Source organism: Streptomyces composti (genome assembly GCF_012034205.1).
Lineage (GTDB): Bacteria > Actinomycetota > Actinomycetes > Streptomycetales > Streptomycetaceae > Streptomyces > Streptomyces composti.
Map to the genome: position 1 here is coordinate 97,612 of NZ_JAATEM010000012.1, position 23,539 is coordinate 121,150.

Annotated in this window: 19 protein-coding genes; 6 read left to right on the plus strand and 13 right to left on the minus strand. The window is 72.9% G+C overall.

Annotated features, from left to right (window positions below; translation table 11 throughout):
- Positions 1–24: 24 nt before the first annotated feature.
- Positions 25–1,968 carry a putative bifunctional diguanylate cyclase/phosphodiesterase gene (locus HCJ93_RS11890; protein WP_167994009.1) on the plus strand — a complete coding sequence of 648 codons (1,944 nt, stop codon included), beginning with the start codon at positions 25–27 and terminating at the stop codon, positions 1,966–1,968.
- A 25-nt stretch (positions 1,969–1,993) separates the two neighbouring features.
- On the opposite strand, the gene HCJ93_RS11895 is transcribed toward HCJ93_RS11890, so the two are convergent.
- The 8 genes from HCJ93_RS11895 to HCJ93_RS11930 form a co-directional block, all read right to left on the minus strand.
- A complete protein-coding gene (locus tag HCJ93_RS11895) occupies positions 1,994–3,097 on the minus strand; it encodes an LLM class flavin-dependent oxidoreductase (RefSeq protein WP_167994011.1) in 1,104 nt (367 codons plus the stop codon).
- A gap of 157 nt (positions 3,098–3,254) precedes the next feature.
- The gene (locus HCJ93_RS11900) at positions 3,255–4,205 is read right to left on the minus strand and encodes a hypothetical protein (protein ID WP_167994013.1); all 951 of its coding nucleotides are present in this window, start codon (positions 4,203–4,205) and stop codon (positions 3,255–3,257) included.
- A 105-nt stretch (positions 4,206–4,310) separates the two neighbouring features.
- Positions 4,311–5,078 carry a YqeB family protein gene (locus HCJ93_RS11905; RefSeq protein ID WP_240967562.1) on the minus strand — a complete coding sequence of 256 codons (768 nt, stop codon included), beginning with the start codon at positions 5,076–5,078 and terminating at the stop codon, positions 4,311–4,313.
- A gap of 59 nt (positions 5,079–5,137) precedes the next feature.
- The gene (locus HCJ93_RS11910; protein WP_167994144.1) at positions 5,138–6,472 is read right to left on the minus strand and encodes an AAA family ATPase; all 1,335 of its coding nucleotides are present in this window, start codon (positions 6,470–6,472) and stop codon (positions 5,138–5,140) included.
- A gap of 11 nt (positions 6,473–6,483) precedes the next feature.
- Positions 6,484–8,079 (minus strand): amino acid adenylation domain-containing protein, encoded by a 1,596-nt coding sequence (locus tag HCJ93_RS11915; protein ID WP_167994015.1) that lies wholly within the window; start codon positions 8,077–8,079, stop codon positions 6,484–6,486.
- On the minus strand, positions 8,070–9,203 hold the full coding sequence (locus HCJ93_RS11920) for a hypothetical protein (protein ID WP_167994017.1): 1,134 nt from the start codon (positions 9,201–9,203) through the stop codon (positions 8,070–8,072). Before HCJ93_RS11920 ends, HCJ93_RS11915 begins: the two co-directional genes overlap by 10 nt.
- Positions 9,154–10,179, minus strand: coding sequence for a phosphatase PAP2 family protein (locus HCJ93_RS11925; RefSeq protein WP_167994019.1), 1,026 nt, complete (start codon positions 10,177–10,179; stop codon positions 9,154–9,156). The genes HCJ93_RS11920 and HCJ93_RS11925 overlap by 50 nt, the downstream gene beginning before the upstream one ends.
- Before the next feature lie 345 nt (positions 10,180–10,524).
- Positions 10,525–12,000 (minus strand): NsdA family TPR-like regulatory protein, encoded by a 1,476-nt coding sequence (locus HCJ93_RS11930; RefSeq protein WP_167994021.1) that lies wholly within the window; start codon positions 11,998–12,000, stop codon positions 10,525–10,527.
- Between the two features lie 269 nt (positions 12,001–12,269).
- On the opposite strand from HCJ93_RS11930, the gene HCJ93_RS11935 reads away from it, so the two are divergent.
- Complete coding sequence (locus tag HCJ93_RS11935) at positions 12,270–12,650, plus strand: hypothetical protein (RefSeq protein WP_167994023.1); 381 nt, start codon at positions 12,270–12,272, stop codon at positions 12,648–12,650.
- A 68-nt stretch (positions 12,651–12,718) separates the two neighbouring features.
- Positions 12,719–13,582, plus strand: a complete 864-nt coding sequence (locus tag HCJ93_RS11940) for a spermidine synthase (protein WP_167994025.1) — start codon at positions 12,719–12,721, stop codon at positions 13,580–13,582.
- 201 nt (positions 13,583–13,783) lie between these two features.
- Here HCJ93_RS11940 and HCJ93_RS11945 read toward each other — a convergent pair whose 3' ends face one another.
- Positions 13,784–14,350: a hypothetical protein gene (locus HCJ93_RS11945; protein ID WP_167994027.1), complete on the minus strand. Its 567-nt coding sequence runs from the start codon at positions 14,348–14,350 to the stop codon at positions 13,784–13,786.
- Between the two features lie 167 nt (positions 14,351–14,517).
- Between HCJ93_RS11945 and HCJ93_RS11950 the strand changes: the two genes are divergently transcribed.
- The 3 genes from HCJ93_RS11950 to HCJ93_RS11960 all read left to right on the plus strand — a co-directional run bounded on the left by HCJ93_RS11950 (position 14,518) and on the right by HCJ93_RS11960 (position 18,236).
- Positions 14,518–15,237 (plus strand): response regulator transcription factor, encoded by a 720-nt coding sequence (locus tag HCJ93_RS11950; RefSeq protein ID WP_206317270.1) that lies wholly within the window; start codon positions 14,518–14,520, stop codon positions 15,235–15,237.
- Entirely contained in the window at positions 15,234–16,652 is a 1,419-nt protein-coding gene (locus tag HCJ93_RS11955) for a sensor histidine kinase (RefSeq protein ID WP_167994029.1), read from the plus strand. Before HCJ93_RS11950 ends, HCJ93_RS11955 begins: the two co-directional genes overlap by 4 nt.
- 135 nt (positions 16,653–16,787) lie before the next feature.
- Positions 16,788–18,236, plus strand: a complete 1,449-nt coding sequence (locus HCJ93_RS11960) for a cellulose binding domain-containing protein (RefSeq protein WP_167994148.1) — start codon at positions 16,788–16,790, stop codon at positions 18,234–18,236.
- A 252-nt stretch (positions 18,237–18,488) separates the two neighbouring features.
- On the opposite strand, the gene HCJ93_RS11965 is transcribed toward HCJ93_RS11960, so the two are convergent.
- From HCJ93_RS11965 to HCJ93_RS11980, 4 genes are all read right to left on the minus strand, one after another.
- On the minus strand, positions 18,489–19,928 hold the full coding sequence (locus tag HCJ93_RS11965) for a GH1 family beta-glucosidase (protein ID WP_167994031.1): 1,440 nt from the start codon (positions 19,926–19,928) through the stop codon (positions 18,489–18,491).
- 124 nt (positions 19,929–20,052) lie between these two features.
- Complete coding sequence (locus HCJ93_RS11970) at positions 20,053–20,961, minus strand: carbohydrate ABC transporter permease (RefSeq protein WP_167994033.1); 909 nt, start codon at positions 20,959–20,961, stop codon at positions 20,053–20,055.
- A gap of 12 nt (positions 20,962–20,973) precedes the next feature.
- On the minus strand, positions 20,974–21,996 hold the full coding sequence (locus HCJ93_RS11975) for a carbohydrate ABC transporter permease (protein WP_167994150.1): 1,023 nt from the start codon (positions 21,994–21,996) through the stop codon (positions 20,974–20,976).
- Between the two features lie 5 nt (positions 21,997–22,001).
- Complete coding sequence (locus tag HCJ93_RS11980; protein ID WP_167994035.1) at positions 22,002–23,360, minus strand: ABC transporter substrate-binding protein; 1,359 nt, start codon at positions 23,358–23,360, stop codon at positions 22,002–22,004.
- Positions 23,361–23,539 lie beyond the last annotated feature (179 nt).

Consider the following 23,539-nt stretch of genomic DNA (forward strand, 5'->3'; position numbering starts at 1 on the left):
TCGAGTGCACTGCGGGAGCGAGCGGTGAGCGGAACGTCCGAAGGGCCGGCGCCCGCACATCTCGACCGGCCGGTCGTCACAGAGAGTGAGATTGTCACGTCTCCCGGTACCGAATCCACACCGCAGCCGACCGCCCTGGCCGCCCCCTCCGACCCGCTGCACGGGCCGGACCCCGAGGCCGGTCCGGGCGGCGGGCCGGAGGGGGCGCCGCCCCAGCCGCCCTACCAGTCCGTCTTCACGGCCGCCCCGCTCGCCATGGCCGTCGTCGACCGCGAGGGCATGGTGGTCAGCGCCAACGGCACCCTCGCCGCCCTGCTGGGCAGCGACCCGGACAGCCTCAGCGGGGCCGTCGCCGCCGACCTGGTGGACCTGTCCTCCGACGCCCGCACCTGGCACGCCTACCTCGAGGTGCTGCGCGGCCGGCAGGCGAAGCTGCGCTGCACCCGCCGGCTGAAGCACCCCGAGGGCCACTCGCTGTGGGTGCAGGTCACGGTCACCCCGCTGCCCGAGGCGGACGGTCCCGTCCTGCTCTCGGTCACCGACATCAGCTCACGCCGCGAACTCCAGGCCAGGCTGCGGCACTTGCAGATGCACGATCCGGTGACCCGGCTGCCCAACCGCACCCTGTTCTTCGAACGCCTCACCGCCGCGCTGGAGGCCGAGTCCTACGAGCAGAGCGGCACCGGCCGGATCGGCCTGTGCTACCTCGACCTCGACGGTTTCAAAGCCGTCAACGACACCCTCGGCCACCGCGTCGGCGACCGGCTCCTGTCCGCCGTCGCCGAACGCCTGGTCCGCTGCGCGGAGGAGGCCGGGCGGGCCCGGGCGACCAGGGCCGGCACCCCGCTGGTGGCGCGGCTCGGCGGCGACGAGTTCGCGCTGCTGGTGGAGGACACCACCGGCACCGAGCAGGTCGCCGACCTCGCCGAATCGCTGCTCGCCGCCATCCAGGAGCCGTACGACCTGGCCGGGCAGCGGCTGTCGGTGTCGGCGTCCATCGGCGTGGTCGAACGGCACGCGGCAGGCACCACGCCCACCGCGCTGATGCAGGCCGCCGACACCACGCTGTACTGGGCCAAGGCCGACGGAAAGGCCCGCTGGACGCTGTTCGACCCCGAGCGCAACGCCCACCGCATGACCCGGCAGGCCCTCGCCTCCACCCTCCGGCCGGCGATCGAGCGGGGCGAGTTCGCGCTGGAGTACCAGCCGCTGGTCGGCATGGAGGACGACCGGGTGCACGGCGTGGAGGCGCTGATCCGCTGGAACCACCCGCAGTTCGGCACCCTGACGCCGAATCGGTTCATCGGACTGGCGGAGGAGGACGGCTCGATCGTCCCGCTGGGCCGCTGGGTGCTGCGCACCGCCTGCCGCCAGGCCCGACGCTGGCAGGTGGAGCACCCCGACGAGCCGCCGATCTTCGTCAGCGTCAATGTGGCGGTGCGCCAGGTCTGGGACTCGGACCTGGTGACGGACGTGGCCGAGACCCTCACCGAGACGGGGCTCCCGCCCCATCTGCTCCAGCTCGAACTCACCGAGTCCGCCGTGATGGGCTCGGCGGGCCGCCCGCTGCAGGCGCTCAAGGCGCTCAGCGACATGGGCGTGCGCATCGCCATCGACGACTTCGGCACCGGCTACTCCAACCTGGCCTACCTCAGCCGCCTGCCGGTGTCCGTCCTCAAGCTCGACGGCTCCTTCGTCCGCGGCTTCCAGTACGAGGAGCGGGCCGCGGCCCCGCCCAACCCGGCCGACGAGGTCATCGTCGAGGCGATGGTCCAGCTCGCCCACCGGCTGGGCCTGACGGTCACCGCCGAGTGCGTGGAGACCTCGGCCCAGGCCACCCGCCTGCGCCGCATCGGCTGCGACACCGGCCAGGGCTGGCTCTACTCCCGGCCGGTGCCGCCGGACCGCATCTCCGAGCTGCTGGACAGCCCCGAGGCCGGGGTCCAGGCGGGTGCGGCCAAGTCCTAGCCGCTGTCTGCCGGTTGACGGCCGATCAGCCGCGGGGCAGGCCGTACGCGTCCGCGATCAGCTCATAGCTGCGCAGCCGCGCCTGGCCGCTGTGGGCGTTGGCGGTGAGCATCAACTCGTCGGCGCCGGTGCGCTTCTGCAGGTCGTCCAGACCGGCCCGGACCTCGTCCGGGGTGCCGTGCACCCCATTGGCGTTCCAGGAGTCGACGAACTCCCGCTCCATCGGTGAGAAGCGATACGCCTCCGCCTCCTCCGGGGTCGGCACCAGGCCGGGCCGCCCGGTCCGCAGCCGCACCATGTTCAGCGCGGCGGCCAGCACCTGCCGGCGGGCCTCCTTCTCCTCGTCGGCGGCCAGCGCGGCGACCCCGATGAGGGCGTACGGCCGGTCCAGGACCGTGCTGGGCCGGAAGGACTCGCGGTAGAGGTCGAGCGCGGGGATGGTGTTCCGTGCGGAGAAGTGGTGCGCGAAGGCGAAGGGCAGCCCCAGCATCCCGGCCAGGCGGGCACTGAAGCCGGAGGAGCCGAGCAGCCAGATCGGCGGCCGGTGCGGCGACTGCACACCGCCCGGGGCGGTGCCCTGGACGGGCCCCGGCACGGCGTGGATGCGCCGGTAGGGGTGCCCGTCGGGGAAGTCGTCGTCCAGGAACCGGGTCAGCTCCGCGAGCTGCTCGGGGAAGTCGTCGGCCCCCTCGTTCAGACGGTCGGTGCGGCGCAGGGCCGCCGCGGTCGCCCCGTCCGTCCCCGGAGCGCGGCCGAGCCCCAGATCGATCCGGCCCGGCGCCATCGCCTCGAGCGTGCCGAACTGCTCGGCGATCACCAGGGGAGCGTGATTGGGCAGCATCACGCCGCCCGAGCCGAGCCGGATGCGGTCGGTGTGGGCGGCGAGGTGGGCGAGGATCACGGCCGGGGACGAGGAGGCGACGCCCGGCATGGAGTGGTGCTCGGCGACCCAGTACCGGTGAAAGCCGCGGGCCTCGGTGAGTCGGGCCAGGGCCACACTGGTGCGCAGCGCGTCGCTCGCGGTGCGCCCTGCGCCGACCGTGACCAGGTCGAGAACGGAGAGGGGCACGGGGGCGCTGCCGCGTGCGGTGCCCCGGATCTCGTCGCCTGTCTCGTCGTCTGCGGTCACGGTGGGGTGCCTCCTGTCGTACTGGGCCGTGCTCGACCGTGCGGTGCGGTACCGCGCTGAGCCCTAACAGGAGACGGTCTCCGGTTATTCCGTGCGGGGTGTCCGGGCCCGGATTCCCGCGAGTCGCGGATGGCCGGGCCTGTGCGGCGGCCGCGGATCAGCGGCTCTCCTTGTCCACCTTCACCGTGTCGAACGGGTTTCCCGGACCGCGGAGTTCGTGCTGCACGGGGTCCCAGTAGTCGACGTGCCGCGGCATCACGACGGACTCGTAGCGATCGGTCTGACCGGCGATCTCGACGGTGCCCTTGTCGCCGATCTTCAGGGGGTACCAGGCGTCCTTCGAACCGCTGGTGATGTTCGCTTCGACCTTGAACTCGCAGTCATGGCCGCCGGTGAAGAAATAGAGATCAAAGGTGCGCGCGTCTCTTTCCTCCCCGCCGTCCAGGTAGACGGCCTTCGAGAACGCGTTGCCCGCCAGCTGCCATGTCTCCACGCCGGTGGACCTCGACGGATCCGGACGTTCGAGAGCCCTGGGCACGGGGGTCCTCTCCGTCAGGTCGAACGCGACCGTTGTGGGCGTGACGTCCTCGCCGCCGTCCCCGATGGGGGGCGGCACCACAGCAGTCCCCGTGTATCGCGTCGGACGACACGTGCGGTCCGTGATGCGCATGCTCTGGATCACCACGGTCCCCTTGTGGAGGGGTGACAGCGTCACCCGGTGCGCGTCGACGCCCACGGGGCGTGCGTGATTCCTGCGGAACCAGTCCGCGTACTCCGGTGTCCCGTACGCGGACTGGCCCCCCGCGTCCAGGGACGTGGTCCGGTCGGGGAAGGCGAAGCGGCTTCCGTAGAAGGCCGGGGCGCCGATGGCCTGTTCGACAGGGGGGCCGGCCTCCTTGTTCTTCTCCTCCTCGTCCTTCTGCCGCTCGCGGTCCTCGGACTCGACGGCGGCGTCAGTGCTGCGCTCCTGCTGGTGGAGCGTGACCGCCCCGAACACGATCCCGGCCAGGGCGGCGGCACCGCCGATGACGGCCAGCGACTTGTTGATCCGCTTCCATAACGGAGTCTCCTCGCCGGGTGGCGTCGCCGGAGGCGGAGAGGCGGGCATGGGTCCCCCGAAGTGTGCATCTGCTGTGTGAGGTCGCTCTCTTGTAGCAGATGGTCGGTTTGGCCTCAACTTGTCATATTTTGCACCACGGGTGTGCCGGCTGACTCAGGACTGCGGGACGGTCGATCGCCAGTACTGGCGGTTCTTCTCGTCGCGGACGGTCACGCCGAGGCGCCGGAGTTCCTCGCGGAGTTCGCGGGCCTCGTCGGCGTCGTCGCGCCTGCGGGCGCCGGCGCGGGCCTTGAGCAGGGCGTCGGCGCCGGCGGGCAGGCCGGGGGTGCCGGGGACCCAGCGGCGCCACGCGTCGCGGTGCGGATCCTGCGGGGCCCAGCGGTAGCCGTGGGCGGTGAGGGCGGTGGAGAGACGGTTCCAGGGCAGGTCGCTGTCCTCGCGGGCCAGTTCGGTGCCGTCGTGGGCGAGGAGGACGAGCTGTTTGCCGTCGCGGTGTGCGGAGGCGACGTCCTGGCGCGGGATCTCGTGCGCGGTGTCGCGGACGGTGAGGACGAGCAGGTCGTCGGTGATGCGGACGGACAGGGACTCGTGGAGGGCGAGGAAGGCGAGCAGCAGGCCGAGCAGGGTGCCGAGGCCGACCGCGCCGAGGGTGAGGCAGGGCTCCGGGACGGAGGTGAGCAGCTCGGCGGGGCCCTTGAACGGGGCCCACTTGAGTTCAGGAGCAGTCCGGCGAGGAGGGGGAGGAGGCCGCCGAGGGCCGCGCCGAGCAGGGTGCAGGCGACGACGACGATCAGGGGTGACTCCGCGAGGACGGTTTCCTCGCGGGTCGCGGTCAGCGGCTTCTTGTGCAGGTTCACTCGTGTCCCCGTGGGTGTGACGTCCGGCCTGGTGAGTGTGCGCCGGGGCGGCCGGCCGGGGCATCGGCCGATGGTCTACGGGGGTGCGGCTTTGGTCGTGGGATCCGGGCCGCCGGACGGGAGCTACGGCGTCCAGGTCACACGGTGGGCGGAGAGGTGGGCCAGGACCGCGTGGTTGGCCTCCCAGCCGTCCGGGAACTTCACCACGGTGCCGAGCTGGACCGGTTCGGTGGACGGGTAGTCGTCGAGGAGGTCGGTGACCCCGTCACGGCAGACCACGATGCAGGCGTGCCGGTGGCGGGAGGCCAGCACGCACAGGCGGCCGGTCTCCAGGTGGAAGGCGGTGGCGTCGGGGCGGCCCGACAGCGGGTGCAGGACGACCGTGACGTCGTACTCGCGGCCCTGGAGCCGGTTCGCCGTGTCGACGGTGACCTCGGTGACGCCAAGACGGGCCAGCGCCGCGCGCACCGCTGCCGCCTGGTCGCGGTGGGCGGTGCCGACGGCGATGCGGTCGGCGGTCAACGGGGCGGCGTCCGGGAAGCGTTCGGAGACGGCCGCTCCCTCGCGGTCGAGCAGCCGGCGGACCACCGCGGCCACCGCCCCGACCGCCTCCGGGTCGGTGCGCGGGGTGTGGGCGGCGGGCAGCTGCAGCAGACCCCAGCCGGTGGCCGCGGCCTCGTCGATCACCCGGTCGGGGGCCGAACCGTCGGACGGGACGGCGAAGGCGAGCCGGCGGTCGCCGGGGCCGGTGCCGCTGCGGAACGGCGTGTACGGGTAGAACGCGTCGGACACCAGCGGGGCCGCCGAGGCCGGAAGCCGCCAGGAGACCGGCAGCCGGTGCTGCGGCAGGCCGGGGTTGTGCGCCAGCAGCGTGGTGACGGCGGAGGCCGACGGGTCGTAGGACAGGCCCGCCCACTGCTCGCTGCCGACGATCGAGAACGGGTCCAGCTGGCCCGGGTCGCCGACGAACAGCGCCCGCTCGAACAGCCCCGCCACGGCGAGCAGCGCGTCCGAGCGCATCTGGTACGCCTCGTCGACGATCGCGTGCCGCCAGGGCTCGACGCCCTTGACGTGCGCCCACTTCGCCGCCGTGGACAGCACCACGTCCAGGCCGGCCAGGTCCGCCGCCTTCGCCGAGGTGCGGACGTTCGCCAGCTCGTCGAGCGCCTTGTCGTAGGGGTCCGAGTCGCTGCTGTGCAGGCGGCCCACCGGCAGGTCCGGGTTCTTCTCCGCGAGCCGCAGCACCAGGTCGTCCACCTGCGCGTTGGTCTGCGCCACCACCATCAGCGGGCGGCCCGCCGCGGCCAGTTCCAGTGCGGCGCGCACCACCAGGGTGGACTTGCCGGCGCCGGGCGGGGAGTCGACGACCACACCGCGCGCGGAGCCGTGGAGCGTGTCGTGCAGGATCGCCTCGGTGGCGAGCGCGGCGGCGGCGCCCGGGTCGGCCACGTCGCTCATGACCTCAGCGGTCACAGGATGTCCTCCTCCGTCACCGGGTCGGCGGGCTCGGCCGCCGGTTCCTCACCGGGCGGGCCGCCGTGCGTCCAGGGCGTCTCCTCCGGGTCGGGGAGCTTGGCGCCGCCACGCGGTTCGTGCTCGAAGAGCGTGAAGCAGAGCCGCTCGCCCTTCTCCGGCACCGACCCCGGCTCGGGCTCGCGGCCGCGGCCCATCCGGTCCAGCACGCGCAGCACCAGCACCCCGCCGTCCTCCTCGCGCGCCACCAGCTCCGCCGTCTGCGGCTTGCCGTTCGACGAGCGGTACACCCGCGCGCCCTCGGCCAGATGCGGACGGTCGTCCGTGCGGACGGTCACCAGCGGGCGGGGGCTGGGGCGTCTGCTCTCGGTCCAGGTCATCACCACGTCGGTGACCTCGCCCGCAAAGGCCTCCCCCGAGAGCCGGCGGGCCGCCATCACCAGCGGATCGTCCAGCGCCTCCTGGGCCTCGAGACGGGCCTGCTCCCGCTCCCGGGTCGCGAGCTTGGTGGCCGCGGTCACCGGGTCGTCCCGGCGCGGCTGCGGCGGCTCACCGGCCAGCACCCGCTCCCGGTGGCCGGTGTACGACCAGCGGTCCCGGGTCCAGCGCTCGGCCACATGCGCGCCCTCGGGCAGCTCCCGCAGCAGGTCGAGGCCCTGCCACACCGCCCGCCAGGTCGGCAGCGTGCGGCTCTCCACCAGGTCGCGGACGCGCCGCTCGGCGGCGGTGAGCTCGCCGAGACGGGCATCGGCCTCGACGCCGTCCTCGGCCGCGGCGAGCGCGGAACGCGCCCGGTCGTAGGCCTCGATGGCGGGGGCGAGCAGCTTGTTGTCGAACGCCGGGTCGGTGGCCGGTCCCGCGGGCGGGTACAGCAGCTGGCCGTCGGCGTCCCGCGCCAGCTCCCGCTCCCGGGCCGCCTCCGCGCCGCCGCGCCCCTCGGGCGGGTCGATCCACGCCAGCAGCGCGCCCAGGTGCTGGTCCTCCAGGCTGGACTGGCCGGTCGCCCAGTGCCGGGACAGCACATCGGTCATCGCCAGCAGCAGCGAGGACCCGGGCACCCGCGCCCGTTCCCCGAAGTGGGTCAGCCACCGTCCGAGCAGCGGCACCCGCGGCGGCGCCGGGAAGGGGGCCTGCGGGTCCTCCTCGGCCGTGCGCCGGAAGCGCATCGAACGGCCCAGCAGGCGCACCAGCTCGACACCGGCCCGGCTCGGCACGATCAGCTGGGGCGCGTCCGCGCACAGCTCGACCTCGACCTTGACGCGTTTGCCGGTCTCCGGGTCGGTCTCGGTGCGCTCGGCGGCCTCCACCGCCTCTCCGTAGGAGTCGACGTACGGCAGCACCACGTCGGCCAGTTCGGCGAGGAACGCGAACCGCAGGTCCCGGTCGCGTGGCTGGGGCACCACGAGCAGCCTCGGCGCGTCCCGGTCGGTGCCGACCAGCGCGCCGAGCGGGGCTCCCGCCTCACCGGCGGTGGTGAGCGGCACGAACACCAGCGGACGGTCCGACAGATGCCGGTGCCGCACGGTCGCGGCGGGCTGCGCCCGGTCCCTGCTGACCGCCTCGAGCCGGGCCAGGGTGGTGATCAGCGACACCCGGCCACCTCCCGCGCCGCCAGCGCCTCCGCGCGCAGGGCGGCGGCCCGGCGCAGCGCCGCCACCGCCGGGTCCTCGGGGTCGCCGGCCTCGCCGCGGGCCGCCGCCAGCACCTCGCCGACCGTCGACAGACCGCCCAGCTCGGCGCGGACCGGGCGGCCCAGGCAGGTCACCGCCCCGGCCTCGCGGGACCGCTCCCGGCAGTGGAAGGCCAGCTCACAGGAGGACAGGCACTCCGGCGCGTACGTCGCGGGGACCGACTCCACGGCCGCCGCCAGCTGCTCGGCGGGCAGCTCGGGCGAGAAGCAGACGTCCTCGGGGAGCGCGTCGGCGATCTCCTGGATGCGGGTGAGGCGGGTCAGCTGCCGTGCGGTCACCGCGCGCTGCTTGCGGACGTCCACGGCGGAGGCGGTGGGCAGGTTGGAGAAGTCCTTGGGGCAGACCAGCAGGATGCGGTGGCGCACCCGGGCGGGAGGGCCGAGCCGCGCCGCCACCTCCTCGAGCGCCAGCACGTACACCGCCGCCTGCCGGGCCGCGGCGCCGACCTTGGCCGGATCGGCGGAGCCGTCCAGCATCGGGAACGACTTGATCTCCACCACCGACCAGCTGCCGTCGGGGTGCACGATCACCGCGTCCGGCTCCAGGAAGGCGGGCGAGCCCGCCACGTCCAGGGCGAGCATCGGATGGTCCAGCAGCGTCCAGGTGCCGCTCGCCCCGGTGGCCTCGCGCAGGGCGAGGGCGGTGCGCGCGGCGCGGCCCTCGGGGCCCTGCGCGGTCAGGTCGGGCACGCTCGCGCCGGCCGGCGGCTCGGCCGAGCGGTCCAGCTTCTCGTGCGCCAGCCGCAGCAGCTCCGTGCCGCCGTCGGCCTTGACCTTCGCCTCGAAGGCGTTGCCCCGCACGAAGGCGAACTGCGACTGGCCGAAGACGGACGGGGCGCCCAGCGCGCTCGCCAGCCTCGCCTTGTCCACCCCGGCGCCGTCGAGAATGGCGCGGCGCCGGCAGCCCGGGTTGGCGGCGAGGGCGGCCAGGGCCCGCGCGTCCAGCGCCTTGGCCTGGACCTCGGGGCCGCGCAGCTCAGCGAGCCGGTGCCGCAGCGCCTTCTCCCGCGTCCGAGGGGGAGGCACCCGGCTGCTCGGCTCCTGACTCGAACCGTGACGCTCGCTGCCGTGGAATTCGCTCACCCGCGGAAGTCTGGCATCCGGCACTGACAATCGGAGAACCCGCACCGGACGTGTCCGCGGCGGCGGACGAGGCGGCCACCGCCCCGGAGGGTGAACCCACCGCCGCACCGGAGGCGGAGCCCGCCGCGGGAACGGCCGCGGTGCCGGTCCGCAGCCGCGCCTTGACCCGGTCCGCGGTGCGCAGGGCGAACGGGGTGAGCAGCAGACCGGCGCCCATCACGGCGGCACCGGCGGCCGCGTCGAGGAAGTAGTGGTTGGCGGTGCCCATCACCACGATCGTCGTCACCAGCGGGTAGACCACGGCGGCGGTCCGGGCCCAGCGGCTGCTGCTGTACCTCCACAGCATCACGCCGCACCACAGCGCCCAGCCGACGTGCAGGCTCGGCATGGCCGCGTACTGGTTGGTCATGCCGCCCAGGCCGCGCGGCGCGCTCGCCTCGCCGCCCCACCAGCCCCAGGAGCTGAACTGGGCCATGGTGTCCACGAAGCCGTGACTTGCGTCGAGCAGCCGCGGCGGGCAGGTGGGCAGCAGGGTGAAGCCGATCAGGCCGATGAACGTCGAGGTCATCAGCCAGGTGCGCTCGGCGCGGTAGCGCACGGAGCGGCAGCGGAAGAGCCAGACCAGGATCGCCGGCGTGACCAGGTAGTGCAGGGAGGCGTACCAGAAGTCGGCGGGTATGCCGATCCAGGGCTCGTTGGTGAAGAGGCGGTTCAGCGGGTGCTCGGCGTTGAGGTGGAGCGCCTTCTCCATGCGCAGGATCGCCAGACCGTGGTCCACGGCGTCCGCGACGTCGCCCCGTACGATCAGCCGGCCCGCCGAGTAGCAGGCGTACACCAGGACGATCAGCGGCAGCTCGGTCCACCAGCGCAGCCGGGTCGCCGGGGCTCCCTCGGTGCCCGGTTTCTCGCTGTGCGGCATCCGACCGCCCTCCCCGTTCCTCTTCGTGCGACGCGGCCTGTCGGCGGTCAGCCACTCTACGGTGTGGCGGACGCCTGGCGCGGGCGCCCTCGGCCCTGAGAGACGCTGAGATCGCCCTCGGGGTTGCTCCGGAACAGGGTGCGCGATCGCGGGGAGGTCATGCCTGTGAGTTTCGTCCCGTGGGGTCCCGCCCCTCGCCGCGCCCCCGCACGACACGCAGGCATGCTCGGGCATATACGGACATACGCGGGCGTACATCCGGTGGTGGCGAGAGGGTGGGACCCGGCGGGAGTGCGACGGGGAGCGCGCGGGAGGCCGGCGGAACCCGGGGAGACCGCGGGCGGGCTACGCGGACAGCGAGCGGGAGCGCGGCGCGGACAGCGAGGCGTGGCGGTCCAGGAAGGCCGAGACGCCCGAGGTGCGGCGGTGCGGCAGCAGCACGCGGGCGGTGCCCGCCAGCATCGTCTGGATACGGGACGACTGCACGTCCGTCAGCAGGTCCAGCACCCGCATCCCCGCGACCGCCGCCTCGTCGGGGCGTCCGCCCCGGGCCAGGTCGTCGGCCAGCTCCGCCGTGTAGAGCGCGATGTTGCGGGTGAAGTGCGGGTCCTGCAGCTCGGCCGCCCGGCGGGCGTGCCGGGCGGCGCGCGGCCAGTCGCCCAGCGTCGACCAGCACTGCGCCTCGAGGCCCTCCAGCTCGGCCTCGCCGTAGAAGGTCATCCACTCCGGGTCAGCGTCGCTCGGGCCGCGGTCGAAGTACGCCTGGGCCCGGGCCAGCGCCTGCTCGCAGCCCGCCCGGTCGGCGAGCCCCGCCCAGCCGCCCGCCTCCCGCAGCGCGAGCAGCGACATCAGCCGGGCCGAGCCCAGCGGGCGGGCGACCCGCTGCGCGGCCTGCGCCGCCCGCACCGCCTCCCGCGGCCGGCCCGCGTCCCGCGCCAGGAACGCCGTGTTGCAGAAGGCGTGCGCCTCCAGGCCCGCGTCGCCCGCCATCCGCGCGGTCGCCAGGGCCTCCGCGTAGTGCGAGCGCGCGTCGTCGAAGCGGCCGGAGTCGTGCGCCAGCCAGCCCACCGAGATCGCCAGTTCACCCGCGCCCGAGTACAGGCGGTCCGCCGTGCGCTGCCGGGTGGTGCCCGCGTCCAGCAGGGCGTAGGCGGCGCGCAGCGGGGCGGCCGCCCGCCGGTAGAGCCCGTCGGCCCCGTGCCGGTCGTCGAGCAGCCGGATCCGGCGCACCGCTTCCTCCAGGGCGCGCGCGTCGCCCGCCCCGGCGCGGCGCACCGTGCGCTGTGCCGCCGAGGCGTCCGCGGCGAACGCCAGCGGGCCCAGTGAGGCGGCGGCCACCGTGGCACCGCCGCCGGTCATGAATGCGCGACGCAGCACGTCGCTCTCCTCGTTGTCGTGCGTGTCGTACGGGTCCGACGCGTCATACGTGTCATACGGCTCGTACGCCCCGCTGGTCTCACTCGTCGCGTCCGCCGGGTCCGCGGTGCCGGCCGGGGGCGTGGCCCCGTCGTACCGCGCCCGGCGCCCGCGTACCTCCGAGCGGGGCAGAAAGCCCAGGTCGGTGAGCGTGCGGCCGGGGAACATGTGCAGGAAGACCCGTTCGTAGGCGTAGTTGGGACAGCGGATCTCGCCCGTCTCCACCCGGTGCACGTACCGCGCGTCACAGCTGACCCGCTCGCCGATCTCGCGGGCGGCCCGGCGGACCGCCGCGGCGAACTCGGCAGGGGAGCGCGATCCGCGCAGCTGCCGGAAGACGAGATTCGGCCGGGGTGGCCGGTGCGGCTGGGCTGGCTGGGGCGAGGGCACCGTTGACGACGCCATGGCCGGGTCCTCTCTGCGAACCGTCGAACCATGCCGGAGACGGGGTGACTCGCGGGCGGTTTGTCCATGAGACGCCCTGTTTCCGGCGGGCAAGAACGTACCTGCTGTGACGGAGCCGCCACGCGGGGTTTGGCTACAAACCGGATATCTCATCCGTGATCTGCCATGAAGTGCCATCCTTTGCGGCGCACTTCCGGCGTAGCCGTTGACGCCCCGCCGCGTTGAACCCTGTGCAGGGTTCCGTGCGCGGAGTTTGTGTGGAGGCCGAGATGGTGACCAGTGCGGCAGGTTCGGCGGGTTCGGCGGATTCCGTGGGCGCGCCGGTTGCCGCGTGCGATGTGGTGACGGTGCCGGCCCGGCAGGGCCTGGAGGCGGTGGACATCCTGCGCAGGGGGGCCGGCGACGAGGCGGTGGGTCCCGTGCTGCACGACGACGGCGGCGACACGCTCGCCTTCCTGGTGCCGCCGGGAACGGCCGCCGGATGGGACGTGCCGGGCAGCGTCTGCACCGAGACGGAACCGGCGGCCGCGGGGGCCGGGGAGTGGCTGCTGCCGCCCGGTGAGGCGGAGTTGGCCACGGACCCCGCGGTGCTGCGGGAGGCGCTCGGCGAGGCACAGCGCCTGATCGACGCGGCCGACAGCTGTCAGTGAGCGGCTGAGGCCGCCCGCCCGTGACCGCCCCTGCGGCGGGTGAGCGCGCCGCTTGCGACAATGCGGGCATGGGAAAGGCCAGGAAGCGGCGGCAGAGCGAGGGCGAGGACGTCGCCGTCCAGGTGGACGGCGGGCTCGCCCAGCTGGTGCCCGACCGGGACCGGGCCCGCGGGTGGACCCTGCTGATCGACGGGGCCCCGCAGTCGTACGTCGACCTCGACGATCCCGAGTACCTCTCCTTCGAGTACCAGCGGCGGATCGGGCATGTCATCGACCTGTGCGCCCCGGCCGGCCGGCCCGTGCGGGCGGTGCATCTCGGCGGGGGCGCGTTCACCCTCGCCCGGTACCTCGCCGCGACCCGGCCCCGCTCCACCCAGCAGGTCGTCGAGCGGGACGCACCGCTGGTGGAACTCGTCCGCAGCAGACTGCCGTTGCCGCCCAGGGACCGCATCCGGGTGCGGTCGGCGGACGCCCGCGAAGGGCTCGCCAAGGTGCCCGACGGGTGGGCGGACCTGATCATCGGCGACGTGTTCAGCGGGGCACGCACCCCGGCCCATCTGACCTCGACCGAGTTCCTCGACGAGGTGCGCCGGGCGCTCGCCCCCGGCGGGATCTACACGGCCAACATCGCCGACGGCCCGCCGCTGCCGTACCTGCGCGGCCAGATCGCGACCGCAGCCGCCCGGTTCGCCGGACTCGCCCTGATCGCCGACCCGGCCGTGCTGCGCGGCAAGCGCTTCGGCAACGCGGTGCTGGTCGCCTCCGACGCGCCCCTGCCGGTCGCCGAGCTGACCCGCAGATCCGCCTCCGACCCGCATCCCGCGCGGGTCCAGCACGGCAGGGAGCTGCGCGACTTCACCGGCGGGGCCGCGCCGGTGACCGACCTCGCGGCGGTCGCCTCGCCGGCGCCTCCGCCGTCCGTCTTCCGCTGAGCGGCTGACCGTCTGCCGCTGAGCGGCAGAGCGACAGAGCGGCCGAGCGGCAGAGCGACAGAGCGGCAGAGCGGCAGAGCGCCTGAGCCCCTGAGCGGCCGAGCGACGGAGCAGCCGAGCGGCCCGTCCGTTCTCGACCGAGCGGCCAAGGGCCTGGACGACCGCGCGGCCGAACTGCGCGGGGGCGTGCGGCGCTTCGGCTCAGTACGTCCCGATCTCCACGCGCGGCGGGCCGTCGTGCCAGGTGCAGAACACCGACACCCGGTCCGCGCCCGAGCTGAACTCCACCCGGATCCAGGTCTCCGTCTTCCACACCTGCATCGACCAGCCCGCGCCCGGCGTCGCCGACACCAGCGTCGCCGAGGTCTCGCCGAGGTCGAACACCGCCCGGCCGCCCTTGGTGTCGTAGCTCTTCACCTGGCCGGAGGCGGTCGGGGCGGGCGTCTGTGTCCGGTCCCGGGCCGACGCGGACGGGGAGGAGGACTTCCCGCCGGGGGAGGCAGGCCGGGTCGCCGAGCCCTTGGCGTCCCCGCCGCTCTCGCCGGCCTTCCCGGTCTCCTCCGCGCCCCCGGCGCCGGTCGGGCGCCGCGTGGAGGACGACACCGGCCTGGACTCCTGCGTCGCGGAGTCGGCCGCAGAGACGGACAGGGCGCGGGGCGGGGTGTAGGCGGTGGCCGCCATCACCGTGTGGACACCCCACCACGACAGCGTGACCGCCGCGCCGGTGGCGAGCAGCCAGGCCAGTACGTGTACGAGTCCTCTGCGCATCGTCGGCCCATACTGCCTCACCCGCCGCACTCGTGTCGCGGTCCGGGACAGGACCGGGGCCGGTCCGGGACAAGATCCGGGCAAGACGGGACGCGCTTCGCGAGGCCGCCGCCGGAGTTGTCCACAGCCCGCCGCCGGGGTCGCCCGTATGGCGTACGGTGCCGCCCATGGCAAGTGTTCTCGTGGTCGAGGACGACCAGTTCGTACGTTCGGCGCTGATCCGGCACCTCACCGAGGCCTCGTACACCGTGCGCAGCGTCGGCACGGCGCTGGAGGCGCTGCGCGAGGTCGCCCATTTCCGCTTCGACGTGGTCGTTCTGGACCTCGGACTGCCCGATCTGGACGGCTCCGAGGCCCTGAAGATGCTGCGCGGGATCACGGACGTGCCGGTGATCGTGGCCACCGCCCGGGACGACGAGACGGAGATCGTGCGGCTGCTGAACGCCGGTGCGGACGACTATCTGACCAAGCCCTTCTCCGTGGAGCATCTCTCGGCCCGGATGGCCGCCGTGCTGCGCCGCGCCCGGTCCGGCGGGGCCGAGGCGGCGCCGTCCCCCGTGCTGCAGGTCGGCGGTCTGACCGTCGACCCGCTGCGCCGCCAGGCCGAACTGGACGGCGTGCGCCTGGATCTGACCAGACGTGAGTTCGACCTGCTGGCCTTCCTCGCCGCCCGGCCCGGAGTGGTGGTGCCGCGCAAGGAGCTGCTCGCCGAGGTCTGGCAGCAGTCCTACGGCGACGACCAGACCATCGACGTCCATCTGTCCTGGCTGCGTCGGAAGCTCGGCGAGACCGCCGCCCGGCCGCGCTATCTGCACACCCTGCGCGGCGTCGGCGTCAAGCTGGAGCCGCCCGCCGAGGCGGCACCGGGGGCGGAGCAGATGCGATGAGATGGGCCCTGGTGAAGGTGTCGCTGGCGGTCACCGCGATGGTGGTGCTCGCCTTCGCGGTGCCGCTCGGCCTGGTCATCCGCGAACTCGCCCGGGACCGGGCGTTCTCCAACGCCGAGCGGGAGGCCGCCGCGCTCGCCCCGGCGCTGTCCATCACCACCGACCGCGACCAGCTCGAACGGGTCGTCGCCTCGGCCGGCGGCGAACTGGCCGTGCACCTGCCGGCCGCCGACGGCGAGCGGGCCTCCGACATCGGGCGAGGCCGCGCCGCGGCAGGGGACGTCGCGGCGGTGCGCAAGGTGGGCCGCGCCTCCACCGCCGCGGTGGAGGGCGGCTCCGCGCTGCTGCAGCCGGTCGCGCTGAGCACCGGTGAGATCGCCGTGGTCGAGGTGTACGTCCCCGAGTCCGAGGTGACCGCCGGGGTCGGCACCGCCTGGGCGGTGCTCGCGGGGGTGGGGGTCGCGCTGATCCTGGGCTCGGTGGCGGTGGCCGACCGGCTCGGCGTGCGGATGGTGCGCCCGGCGCAGCGGCTTGTGGAGGGGGCGCACGAGCTGGGGGAGGGCAAGCTCGGGGCGCGGGTCCCCGAGGAGGGGCCCACCGAACTGCGCCTGGCCGCCGTGGCGTTCAACTCCATGGCCGACCAGGTGGTCCAGCTCCTCGCCAACGAGCGGGAGCTGGCGGCCGACCTCTCCCACCGGCTGCGCACCCCGCTGACCGTGCTGCGGCTCAACGCCGCCTCGCTCGGCGACGGTCCCGCGGCCGAGCAGACCCGGGCCGCGGTCGAGCAGCTGGAGCGGGAGGTCGACACCATCATCCGTACCGCCCGCGAGGCCAAGCCCCAGACGGCCGCCGCGGGGCCCGGCGCCGGCTGTGACGCCGCCGAAGTGGTCCGTGAGCGGATGGCGTTCTGGTCCGCGCTCGCCGAGGACGAGGGCCGCAAGTGGCGGGTCGCCGGGGCGGACCGGCCGGTGCGCATCCCCGTGGCCCGCGCCGACCTGGCCGCCGCCCTGGACGCGCTGCTCGGCAACGTCTTCCGGCACACCCCCGAGGGCACCGCCTTCGCGGTCGACGTGCACAACGGCGAGGACGCGGTGATCGTGCTGGTCTCCGACGCCGGCCCCGGCATACCCGACCCGGAGGCGGCGATGGCCCGCGGTCAGGGCTCGGGCAGCGACGGCTCGACCGGGCTCGGCCTGGACATCGTGCGCCGGCTCGCCGAGTCGACCGGCGGCGACGTGCGGATCGGCCACTCGGTGCTCGGCGGGACCGAGGTGCGCGTGTGGATCCAGCTCGACGGACGCCGGCGGACACCTGGCCGGCGCGGCCACCGCGGGACGGTCCGGCGCAGGCGGCCCGGGACATCGCTCTCCCGCCGATTGGTCTCGACCTTTAACCGTCCCCGATCCCTTCCTTAAGCGCACCCTAAGACTCTCGACCGGCGGCCGGATCAGGTCATTTGTCCGAATCCCGCTCGCTAGCGTGCTGCCGCGCCCACCCCCTCACCGGGCGCCTCGAATCCCCCCATGACCAGCAGCGAAGGCAGGCACGCGATGAGCACCCACCGGCGCAGGATCAGTGGCAGGAACAAGGCGATCGGAGCAGTGGTCGCCGCAGCCGTGGCCGGCGGTGGCGCGCTCGTGTTCACCAGCACCGCCTCGGCGGCCGGTGTCGGTGCCGTGTTCACGAAGACGAGCGAGTGGTCCACCGGCTACACCGCCCAGTATGTGGTGAAGAACGACAGCGACGAGCCGGACACGGACTGGAAGCTGGAGTTCGAGCTGCCGGCCGGCAGCAAGCTCAGCTCGCTGTGGAACGGCGAGTCGAAGGTGGACGGGCAGCGCGTCACCGTCACTCCGCCCAAGTGGGACACCGACGGACTCGCCCCCGGCGAGTCCGTCACCGTCGGCTTCGTCGTCAGCGGGACGGCCAGCCCCACCGCTTGCACGATCGACGGCGCCGGCTGCTCCTCGGACAGCAGTCCTGCACCGGAGCCCAGCGGCCGTCCCACCGAGACCCCCGCCTCCACCCCGTCGCCCACGCCCACCGAGAAGCCCTCCGAGACCGAGGAGCCGGAGCCCACCGCGGACCCCGGCAACGGCACCAAGGCGTCGGCCGGGTTCGCCCCCTACGTCGACACCTCCTTGCAGCCCGCCTTCGACCTGCTCGCCGCCGCCGAGGCGACCGGCGTCAAGCACTACAACCTCGCCTTCATCACCGACGGCGGCGGCTGCACCCCCAAGTGGGGCGGCACCGGCGACCTGGGCAGCAACCCGGTGGCCGGGCAGATCGGTGAGCTGCGCGCCAAGGGCGGCGACGTCCGGGTGTCCTTCGGCGGCGCGGCCGGCTCCGAACTCGGCACCACCTGCACCTCGGTGGACGCCCTCACGGCCGCCTACGAGAAGGTCGTCGACGCCTTCGACCTCACCAAGGTCGACTTCGACGTCGAGGGCGGCGCGCTGCCCGACGCCGCGGCCAACACCCGCCGCGCCCAGGCGATCGCCAAGCTGCAGCAGGACCACCCCGACCTGGACGTCTCCTTCACCCTGCCGGTGATGCCGCAGGGCCTGACCCAGGACGGCGTCAACCTGCTCGAGGACGCCAAGAAGAACGGCGTGCGGATCGACGCCGTCAACATCATGGCGATGGACTACGGCCCCGCGTTCAGCGACGACATGGGCACCTACGCCGAGCAGGCCGCCACCGCCACCCAGGCCCAGATCAAGGGCGTCCTCGGGCTGAGCGACGGCGAGGCCTGGAAGAAGGTGGCCGTCACCCCGATGATCGGCGTGAACGACGTGGTCACCGAGATCTTCAAGGTCGACGACGCCACCCAGCTGGTGGACTTCGCCAAGTCCAAGGGGATCGGCTGGCTGTCGATGTGGTCCGGCACCCGCGACAAGGCCTGCCCCGGCGGCCCGAAGCCGTCCGCCGACGCCACCTGCAGCTCCATCGACCAGCAGCCCTTCGCCTTCAGCAAGGAGTTCGCGGCCTACCAGTGAGAAGGGCGCGGCACTGAGCCGCACGGGCCGCTGAGAAGAGCACCTGAGAAAAGCACCTGAGCAGAGCAGGAGCCACTGAGAAAACGGGGAGCGCGACGCCCCGGCCGGTCAACCCCCCAGCCCCGGCCGGGGCGTCCGCGCGGTTTCACGCGCCCCGGCGGCAGCGCGACCGCGGCCCCCGTGAACGGAAAGCCGGGGCGCGGCACTCCCCTAGGGTGCCGCGCCCCGCCCCCCGTCCTGGTGCTGAGCGGCTCAGATCCGCTCCGGCTCGGGCAGCGTGCCCGACCTGGCCGCCCGGCCGTACCACAGGGCGCTGGACTTGGGCGTGCGCTCCAGGGAGGCGTAGTCGACGTAGACCGCGCCGAAACGCTTCTCGTAGCCGTACGCCCACTCGAAGTTGTCCAGCAGGGACCACAGGTAGTAGCCCCGCACATCGGCGCCGTCGGCGATGGCCCGGCGGACCTCGGTGAGGTGGCCGTGCAGATAGGCGATGCGCTCCGGGTCGTGCACCCGGCCGTCGGCGTCGGGCTTGTCGTCGTAGGCCGCGCCGTTCTCGGTGATGTACAGCGGCAGGCCCGGGGCCTCACGGGTGTAGCGCATGATCAGCTCGTAGAGGCCGGTCGGGTCGACGGACCAGCCCATCTCGGTGCGCTCGCCGGGCAGCTGGTGGAAGGCCACGTCGTCCGCGCCGGGCCACGGCGACTGCTCGCTCGCCCCGTGGCCGTCGGCCCGCGGCACCTCGGCGCCGGGCTCGGCCGCCGACACCAGGGTGGGCGTGTAGTAGTTGAGGCCCAGCGCGTCCAGCGGCTGGTGGATCGCGTCCAGGTCGCCGTCCTGGAGGAAGGACCAGTCGGTGATCGCGGAGGTCGACTCCAGCAGGGTCTCGGGGTAGGCGCCGTGCAGGATCGGGCCGTGGAAGATCCCGTTGGCCAGGTCGTCGATCTTGCGCACCGCCGCCAGGTCCGCGGCGCTGTCCGGTGAGAGGGGCCGTACCGCCGAGGAGTTGAGGGCGATGGCGACCGAGTTGCGGGCCGGCATCACCGAGCGCAGGGCGGCGGCGCCCAGCCCGTGCGCCAGGTTCAGATGGTGGGCGGCCCGCAGCGAGGCCAGGTGATCGGTGCGGCCGGGGGCATGCACCCCGGAGGCGTAGCCCAGGAAGGCGCTGCACCAGGGCTCGTTGAGCGTGATCCACTGCTGCACCCGGTCGCCGAGCGCCTCGCCGACCAGCTGCGCGTACTCGGCGAAGCGGTGCGCGGTGTCGCGCTCCGGCCAGCCGCCCGCGTCCTCCAGCTCCTGCGGCAGGTCCCAGTGGTAGAGGGTGACGGCCGGCTTGATGCCGTGCTCCAGCAGCTCGTCCACCAGCCGCCGGTAGAAGTCCAGGCCGCGCTGGACGGCCGGGCCCCGGCCGGTGGGCTGGACCCGGGACCAGGAGACGGAGAAGCGGTAGGCGGTCAGGCCCAGCTCCGCCATCAGCGCCACGTCCTCGCGGTAGCGGTGGTAGTGGTCGACCGCGATGTCACCGGTGTCGCCGCCGGCGGTCTTGCCCGGCGTGTGGCTGAAGGTGTCCCAGATGGACGGGGTCCGTCCGTCCTCCCGCACCGCCCCCTCGATCTGGTACGCGGAGGTCGCGGCGCCCCAGAGGAAGGAGTCGGGAAAGGTCGCCGGGGTCGCCGACGTGGCGGAGTCAGACATGGAAGCGCTCCCATTGATGGTCGTGGAAGACCGGCAGATGAATGGAGGGGAGAGGGAAGGGCCGAGGCGGCGGTGACCCGGCCCGCGGGGACGCGACGGGGCGGCAGCCTGCGCGGCGGGGGCCTCAGCCCTTCACCGCACCCTGCATGATGCCGCCCACGATCTGCTTGCCGAAGATCGCGAAGACCAGCAGCAGCGGCAGCGTGCCCAGCAGGGCACCGGCCATGATCAGGGACTGGTCAGGGGTGTAGCCGCGGCCCAGGCCCGCGACCGCGACCTGCACGGTGGGGTTGCCGCTCTGGGTCAGCACCAGGAACGGCCACAGGAAGTCGTTCCAGGCCTGCACGAACATCAGCATGCCCAGCACGGCCATGGCGGGACGGGCCGCCGGGAACACCACGTGCCACACCACGCGCCAGCTGCTCGCACCGTCGACCCGCGCCGCCTCGATGATCTCGTCCGGCAGGGCCTGGAGCAGGTACTGCCGCATGAAGAACACGCCGAACGCGCTCACCAGCGACGGGAAGATGACCGCCTGCAGCTGGTCGGTCCAGTCCAGCTTGGCCACCATCATGTACAGCGGGATGACGCTCAGCTGCGGCGGCACCATCATCGTGCCGATCACGAGCAGCATCATCGCGTTGCGGCCTCTGAAGCGCAGTTTGGCGAAGGCGAACCCGGCGATGGTGGACAGCACCACGATGGTCGTCGCCGAGATGCCCGCCACGATCGTGGTGTTGAGGAACGCCTCCCCGAGGTTGGCGTCCGTCCAGGCGATCTCCAGGTTCTTGAAGAGGTTGGAGCCGAACCAGAACGGCGGCGGCGTCTGGGCCAGGCGCTGGTTGTCCCGGGAGGCGGCGATCGCCGTCCACACCAGCGGGAACAGCGACAGGATGGTGAACACGACCAGGATCGCGTAGGCGATCGGGCCGCCGTGCAGCGTGCCGCCGGCCCGCGCCGCCTTGGGCAGGCGGGACTGCTTCTGCTCCTTGGCGGGGGTCGGGGCGGAGGGGGGTGTGTCCGTCGTCGTCACGGCCGGAACTCCTTAACTACTGGCGCGCAGCCGGCGCGAGATGACGTAGTTGACGATGCCGATGACGATCAGGATCGCGAACATCGTCCAGGCGATCGCCGAGGCACGGCCCAGATGCTGGTTCACCCAGCCCTGCTCGTACAGGTACAGGCCCAGGGTCTGGAACTGGTGCTCGGCGCCGCCGGAGGCGCCCTTGTTGGCGTCGAACAGCAGCGGTTCGCCGAAGACCTGGCTGGCACCGATGGTGGACACGACCACGGTGAACAGGATCGTGGGGCGCAGCGACGGCAGCGTCACATGCAGGAACTGCTGCCAGCGGTTGGCGCCGTCCAGCGCCGCCGACTCATACAGATCCTGCGGGATCGCCTGCATCGCGGCCAGGTAGATCAGCGCGTTGTAACCGGTCCAGCGCCAGATGATGATGGTCGAGACGGCGATCTGCGAGGGCCACTTGTCGCCCTGCCAGTCCACCGCGTCGATGCCGATGAGGCCCAGGCCCCAGTTGATCATGCCGTAGTCGCGGCCGAAGAGCAGCACGAAGACCAGGGAGGCGGCGGCGATCGAGGTGGCGTAGGGGGCCAGCATCACGACCCGGTAGAAGGTCGAGGCGCGCAGCTTGTAGTTGAGGATGTGCGCGATGCCCAGGGCCATCAGCAGCTGCGGCACGGTGGAGATCAGACCGATGGTCAGGGTGTTCTGCGCCGCGTTCCAGAAGAAGTCGTCGTCGAAGATCCGGGTGTAGTTGCGCAGCCCCACCCAGTTCATCTCGGTGGGCGCGGTCAGCTCCACCTGGTGCAGCGAGGCCCAGCCCGTGTAGATCAGCGGGAACAGGCCGAAGGCCAGGAACAGCAGGAAGAACGGGGAGACGAAGGCATACGGGCTCCAGCGGACGTCCCGCTGCCAGCGGCGGGACTGCCGGGCCCGGCGGCGCTCGTCCTTGTCCATGGGACCCTCGGTCTTCGTCGTACCGGGTGGGCGGCCCGGGGCCGCGCCCCCCTTGGCGGGGGGCGCGGCGGTGTCGTGGCGGGTGGCCATGCGGCTCACTTGTCCAGGTTGTTGTCGATGGTCTTGGTGGCCGTCTCCCAGGCCTCCTCCGGCGACTTGCCCTTGGTGACCAGGATGACGCCGTTGTCCGCCAGACCCTGTCCGATGATCTGGTCCTTCGGGCCGATGACCTGGAGCGGGATCTGCTTGGCCGCCTCGGCGAAGATCTTGCCGATGGGCGCGTCACCCGTCATGTCGTTCTTGGCGTCGGTGACCTCGGGCATGGAGTAGGCGGGAGGCGAGCTCGGGAAGCTGCCCTGCACGGCGAACAGCTTGGCCTGCTGCTCGGGCGCGGTCAGCCAGGCGGCGAGCTTCTTGGCCTCCTCGACGTTCTTGCCGCTCTTGGGCACGGTCAGGAAGGAGCCGCCCCAGTTGCCGGACTTGGGAGCCAGGGCCACGTCCCACTTGCCGGCGGCGTCCGCCTTCGACTTGCCCTTGATGTAGCCGAGCATCCACGGCGGGCAGGCGATCGCGGCGAACTTGTTGTTGGCGATCGTCTGGTCCCACGACGGCTGGAACTGCGTCTGGGCGCCGACGAGACCCTTCTCGGCGGCCTCGGCGGTCAGGTCGAAGGCCCGCTTCACGGCGGGGTTGGTCTTGTAGATGATCTCGCCGGAGGAGTTGTAGAAGCGCTCCTTCTCGCTGCTGAGGATCGCGCTGATCAGACCGCCGGGGGAGTCCATGAAGGTGGTGCCCTTGGGGGCCTTCTTCTGGTAGTCCTCACCGACCTCGATCAGCTTGGCCCAGTCGCCGGCCCACAGCTTGCCGACCTCCTCGCGGTCGGTGGGCAGCCCCGCCTTCTCGAACATGTCCTTGCGGTAGCAGATCGCCATCGGGCCGATGTCGGTGCCGAGGCCGATGGTCTGGCCGTCCTTGGTGGTGGCCTGCTGCCACTTCCAGTCCAGCCAGTCGCTCTTCTTCACGCCCTGCACCTTGGACAGGTCCTCGAGCTTGGCGGCCTGGGTGTTCACGATCTCGGTGATGTTGCCGACCTCGACGGCCTGGATGTCGTGCAGGCCGCTGTTGGTGGTGAGGTGGTTCAGCAGCGCCGGGTAGTAGTTCTCGTTCCGCTCGACGACATTCTCGGCGATCTTGATGTGCGGATTGAGCTTCTCGTACTCGTCGTAGAGGCCGGCCTCCTTGTAGCCGAAGGCGCCGAACAGACCCAGGGTGATGGTGGTCTTGCCCTCGCCGCCGGACGAGGAGCCGGAACCGTCGTCACCGCCGTCGTCGGCACAGCCGGCCAGCAGCCCCGTGCCCAGCGACACCACGGCCGCGACGGCCAGCGCCTTGCGCGCGAAGGGCTTCCCCCATTTCGAGCGCGATCGAGACTGGGGGAGGGTACGTGCTCGCATTGCGGTCCTCCTGTTGCCCTGACGTGCCGACCCCCCGGCCAACGGCATTGTCGGGCCCGTAGTGTGCTCGCTGCGGCTCGGGCGGGGAACGTGCGGGATGTGTATGTGTCAGGTACTGTGGGAGCGCTCCCACAAGTGATGTGTTGAAGAGTCGCGGCTCCGGCCGGGGGTGTCAAGGG

Bases quoted from the DNA above. Each gene is read 5' to 3' on its own strand.
- HCJ93_RS11945 (WP_167994027.1), bottom strand. From the start codon at position 14,350: ATGCGCAGAGGACTCGTACACGTACTGGCCTGGCTGCTCGCCACCGGC.
- HCJ93_RS11910 (WP_167994144.1), bottom strand. From the start codon at position 6,472: ATGAGCGACGTGGCCGACCCGGGCGCCGCCGCCGCGCTCGCCACCGAG.
- HCJ93_RS11975 (WP_167994150.1), bottom strand. From the start codon at position 21,996: ATGGCCACCCGCCACGACACCGCCGCGCCCCCCGCCAAGGGGGGCGCG.
- HCJ93_RS11965 (WP_167994031.1), bottom strand. From the start codon at position 19,928: ATGTCTGACTCCGCCACGTCGGCGACCCCGGCGACCTTTCCCGACTCC.
- HCJ93_RS11950 (WP_206317270.1), top strand. From the start codon at position 14,518: ATGGCAAGTGTTCTCGTGGTCGAGGACGACCAGTTCGTACGTTCGGCG.
- HCJ93_RS11955 (WP_167994029.1), top strand. From the start codon at position 15,234: ATGAGATGGGCCCTGGTGAAGGTGTCGCTGGCGGTCACCGCGATGGTG.
- HCJ93_RS11960 (WP_167994148.1), top strand. From the start codon at position 16,788: ATGAGCACCCACCGGCGCAGGATCAGTGGCAGGAACAAGGCGATCGGA.
- HCJ93_RS11905 (WP_240967562.1), bottom strand. From the start codon at position 5,078: ATGCCCCGGCCGGCCGCCCCGGCGCACACTCACCAGGCCGGACGTCAC.
- HCJ93_RS11930 (WP_167994021.1), bottom strand. From the start codon at position 12,000: ATGGCGTCGTCAACGGTGCCCTCGCCCCAGCCAGCCCAGCCGCACCGG.
- HCJ93_RS11925 (WP_167994019.1), bottom strand. From the start codon at position 10,179: ATGCCGCACAGCGAGAAACCGGGCACCGAGGGAGCCCCGGCGACCCGG.
- HCJ93_RS11900 (WP_167994013.1), bottom strand. From the start codon at position 4,205: ATGCCCGCCTCTCCGCCTCCGGCGACGCCACCCGGCGAGGAGACTCCG.
- HCJ93_RS11980 (WP_167994035.1), bottom strand. From the start codon at position 23,360: ATGCGAGCACGTACCCTCCCCCAGTCTCGATCGCGCTCGAAATGGGGG.
- HCJ93_RS11940 (WP_167994025.1), top strand. From the start codon at position 12,719: ATGGGAAAGGCCAGGAAGCGGCGGCAGAGCGAGGGCGAGGACGTCGCC.
- HCJ93_RS11935 (WP_167994023.1), top strand. From the start codon at position 12,270: ATGGTGACCAGTGCGGCAGGTTCGGCGGGTTCGGCGGATTCCGTGGGC.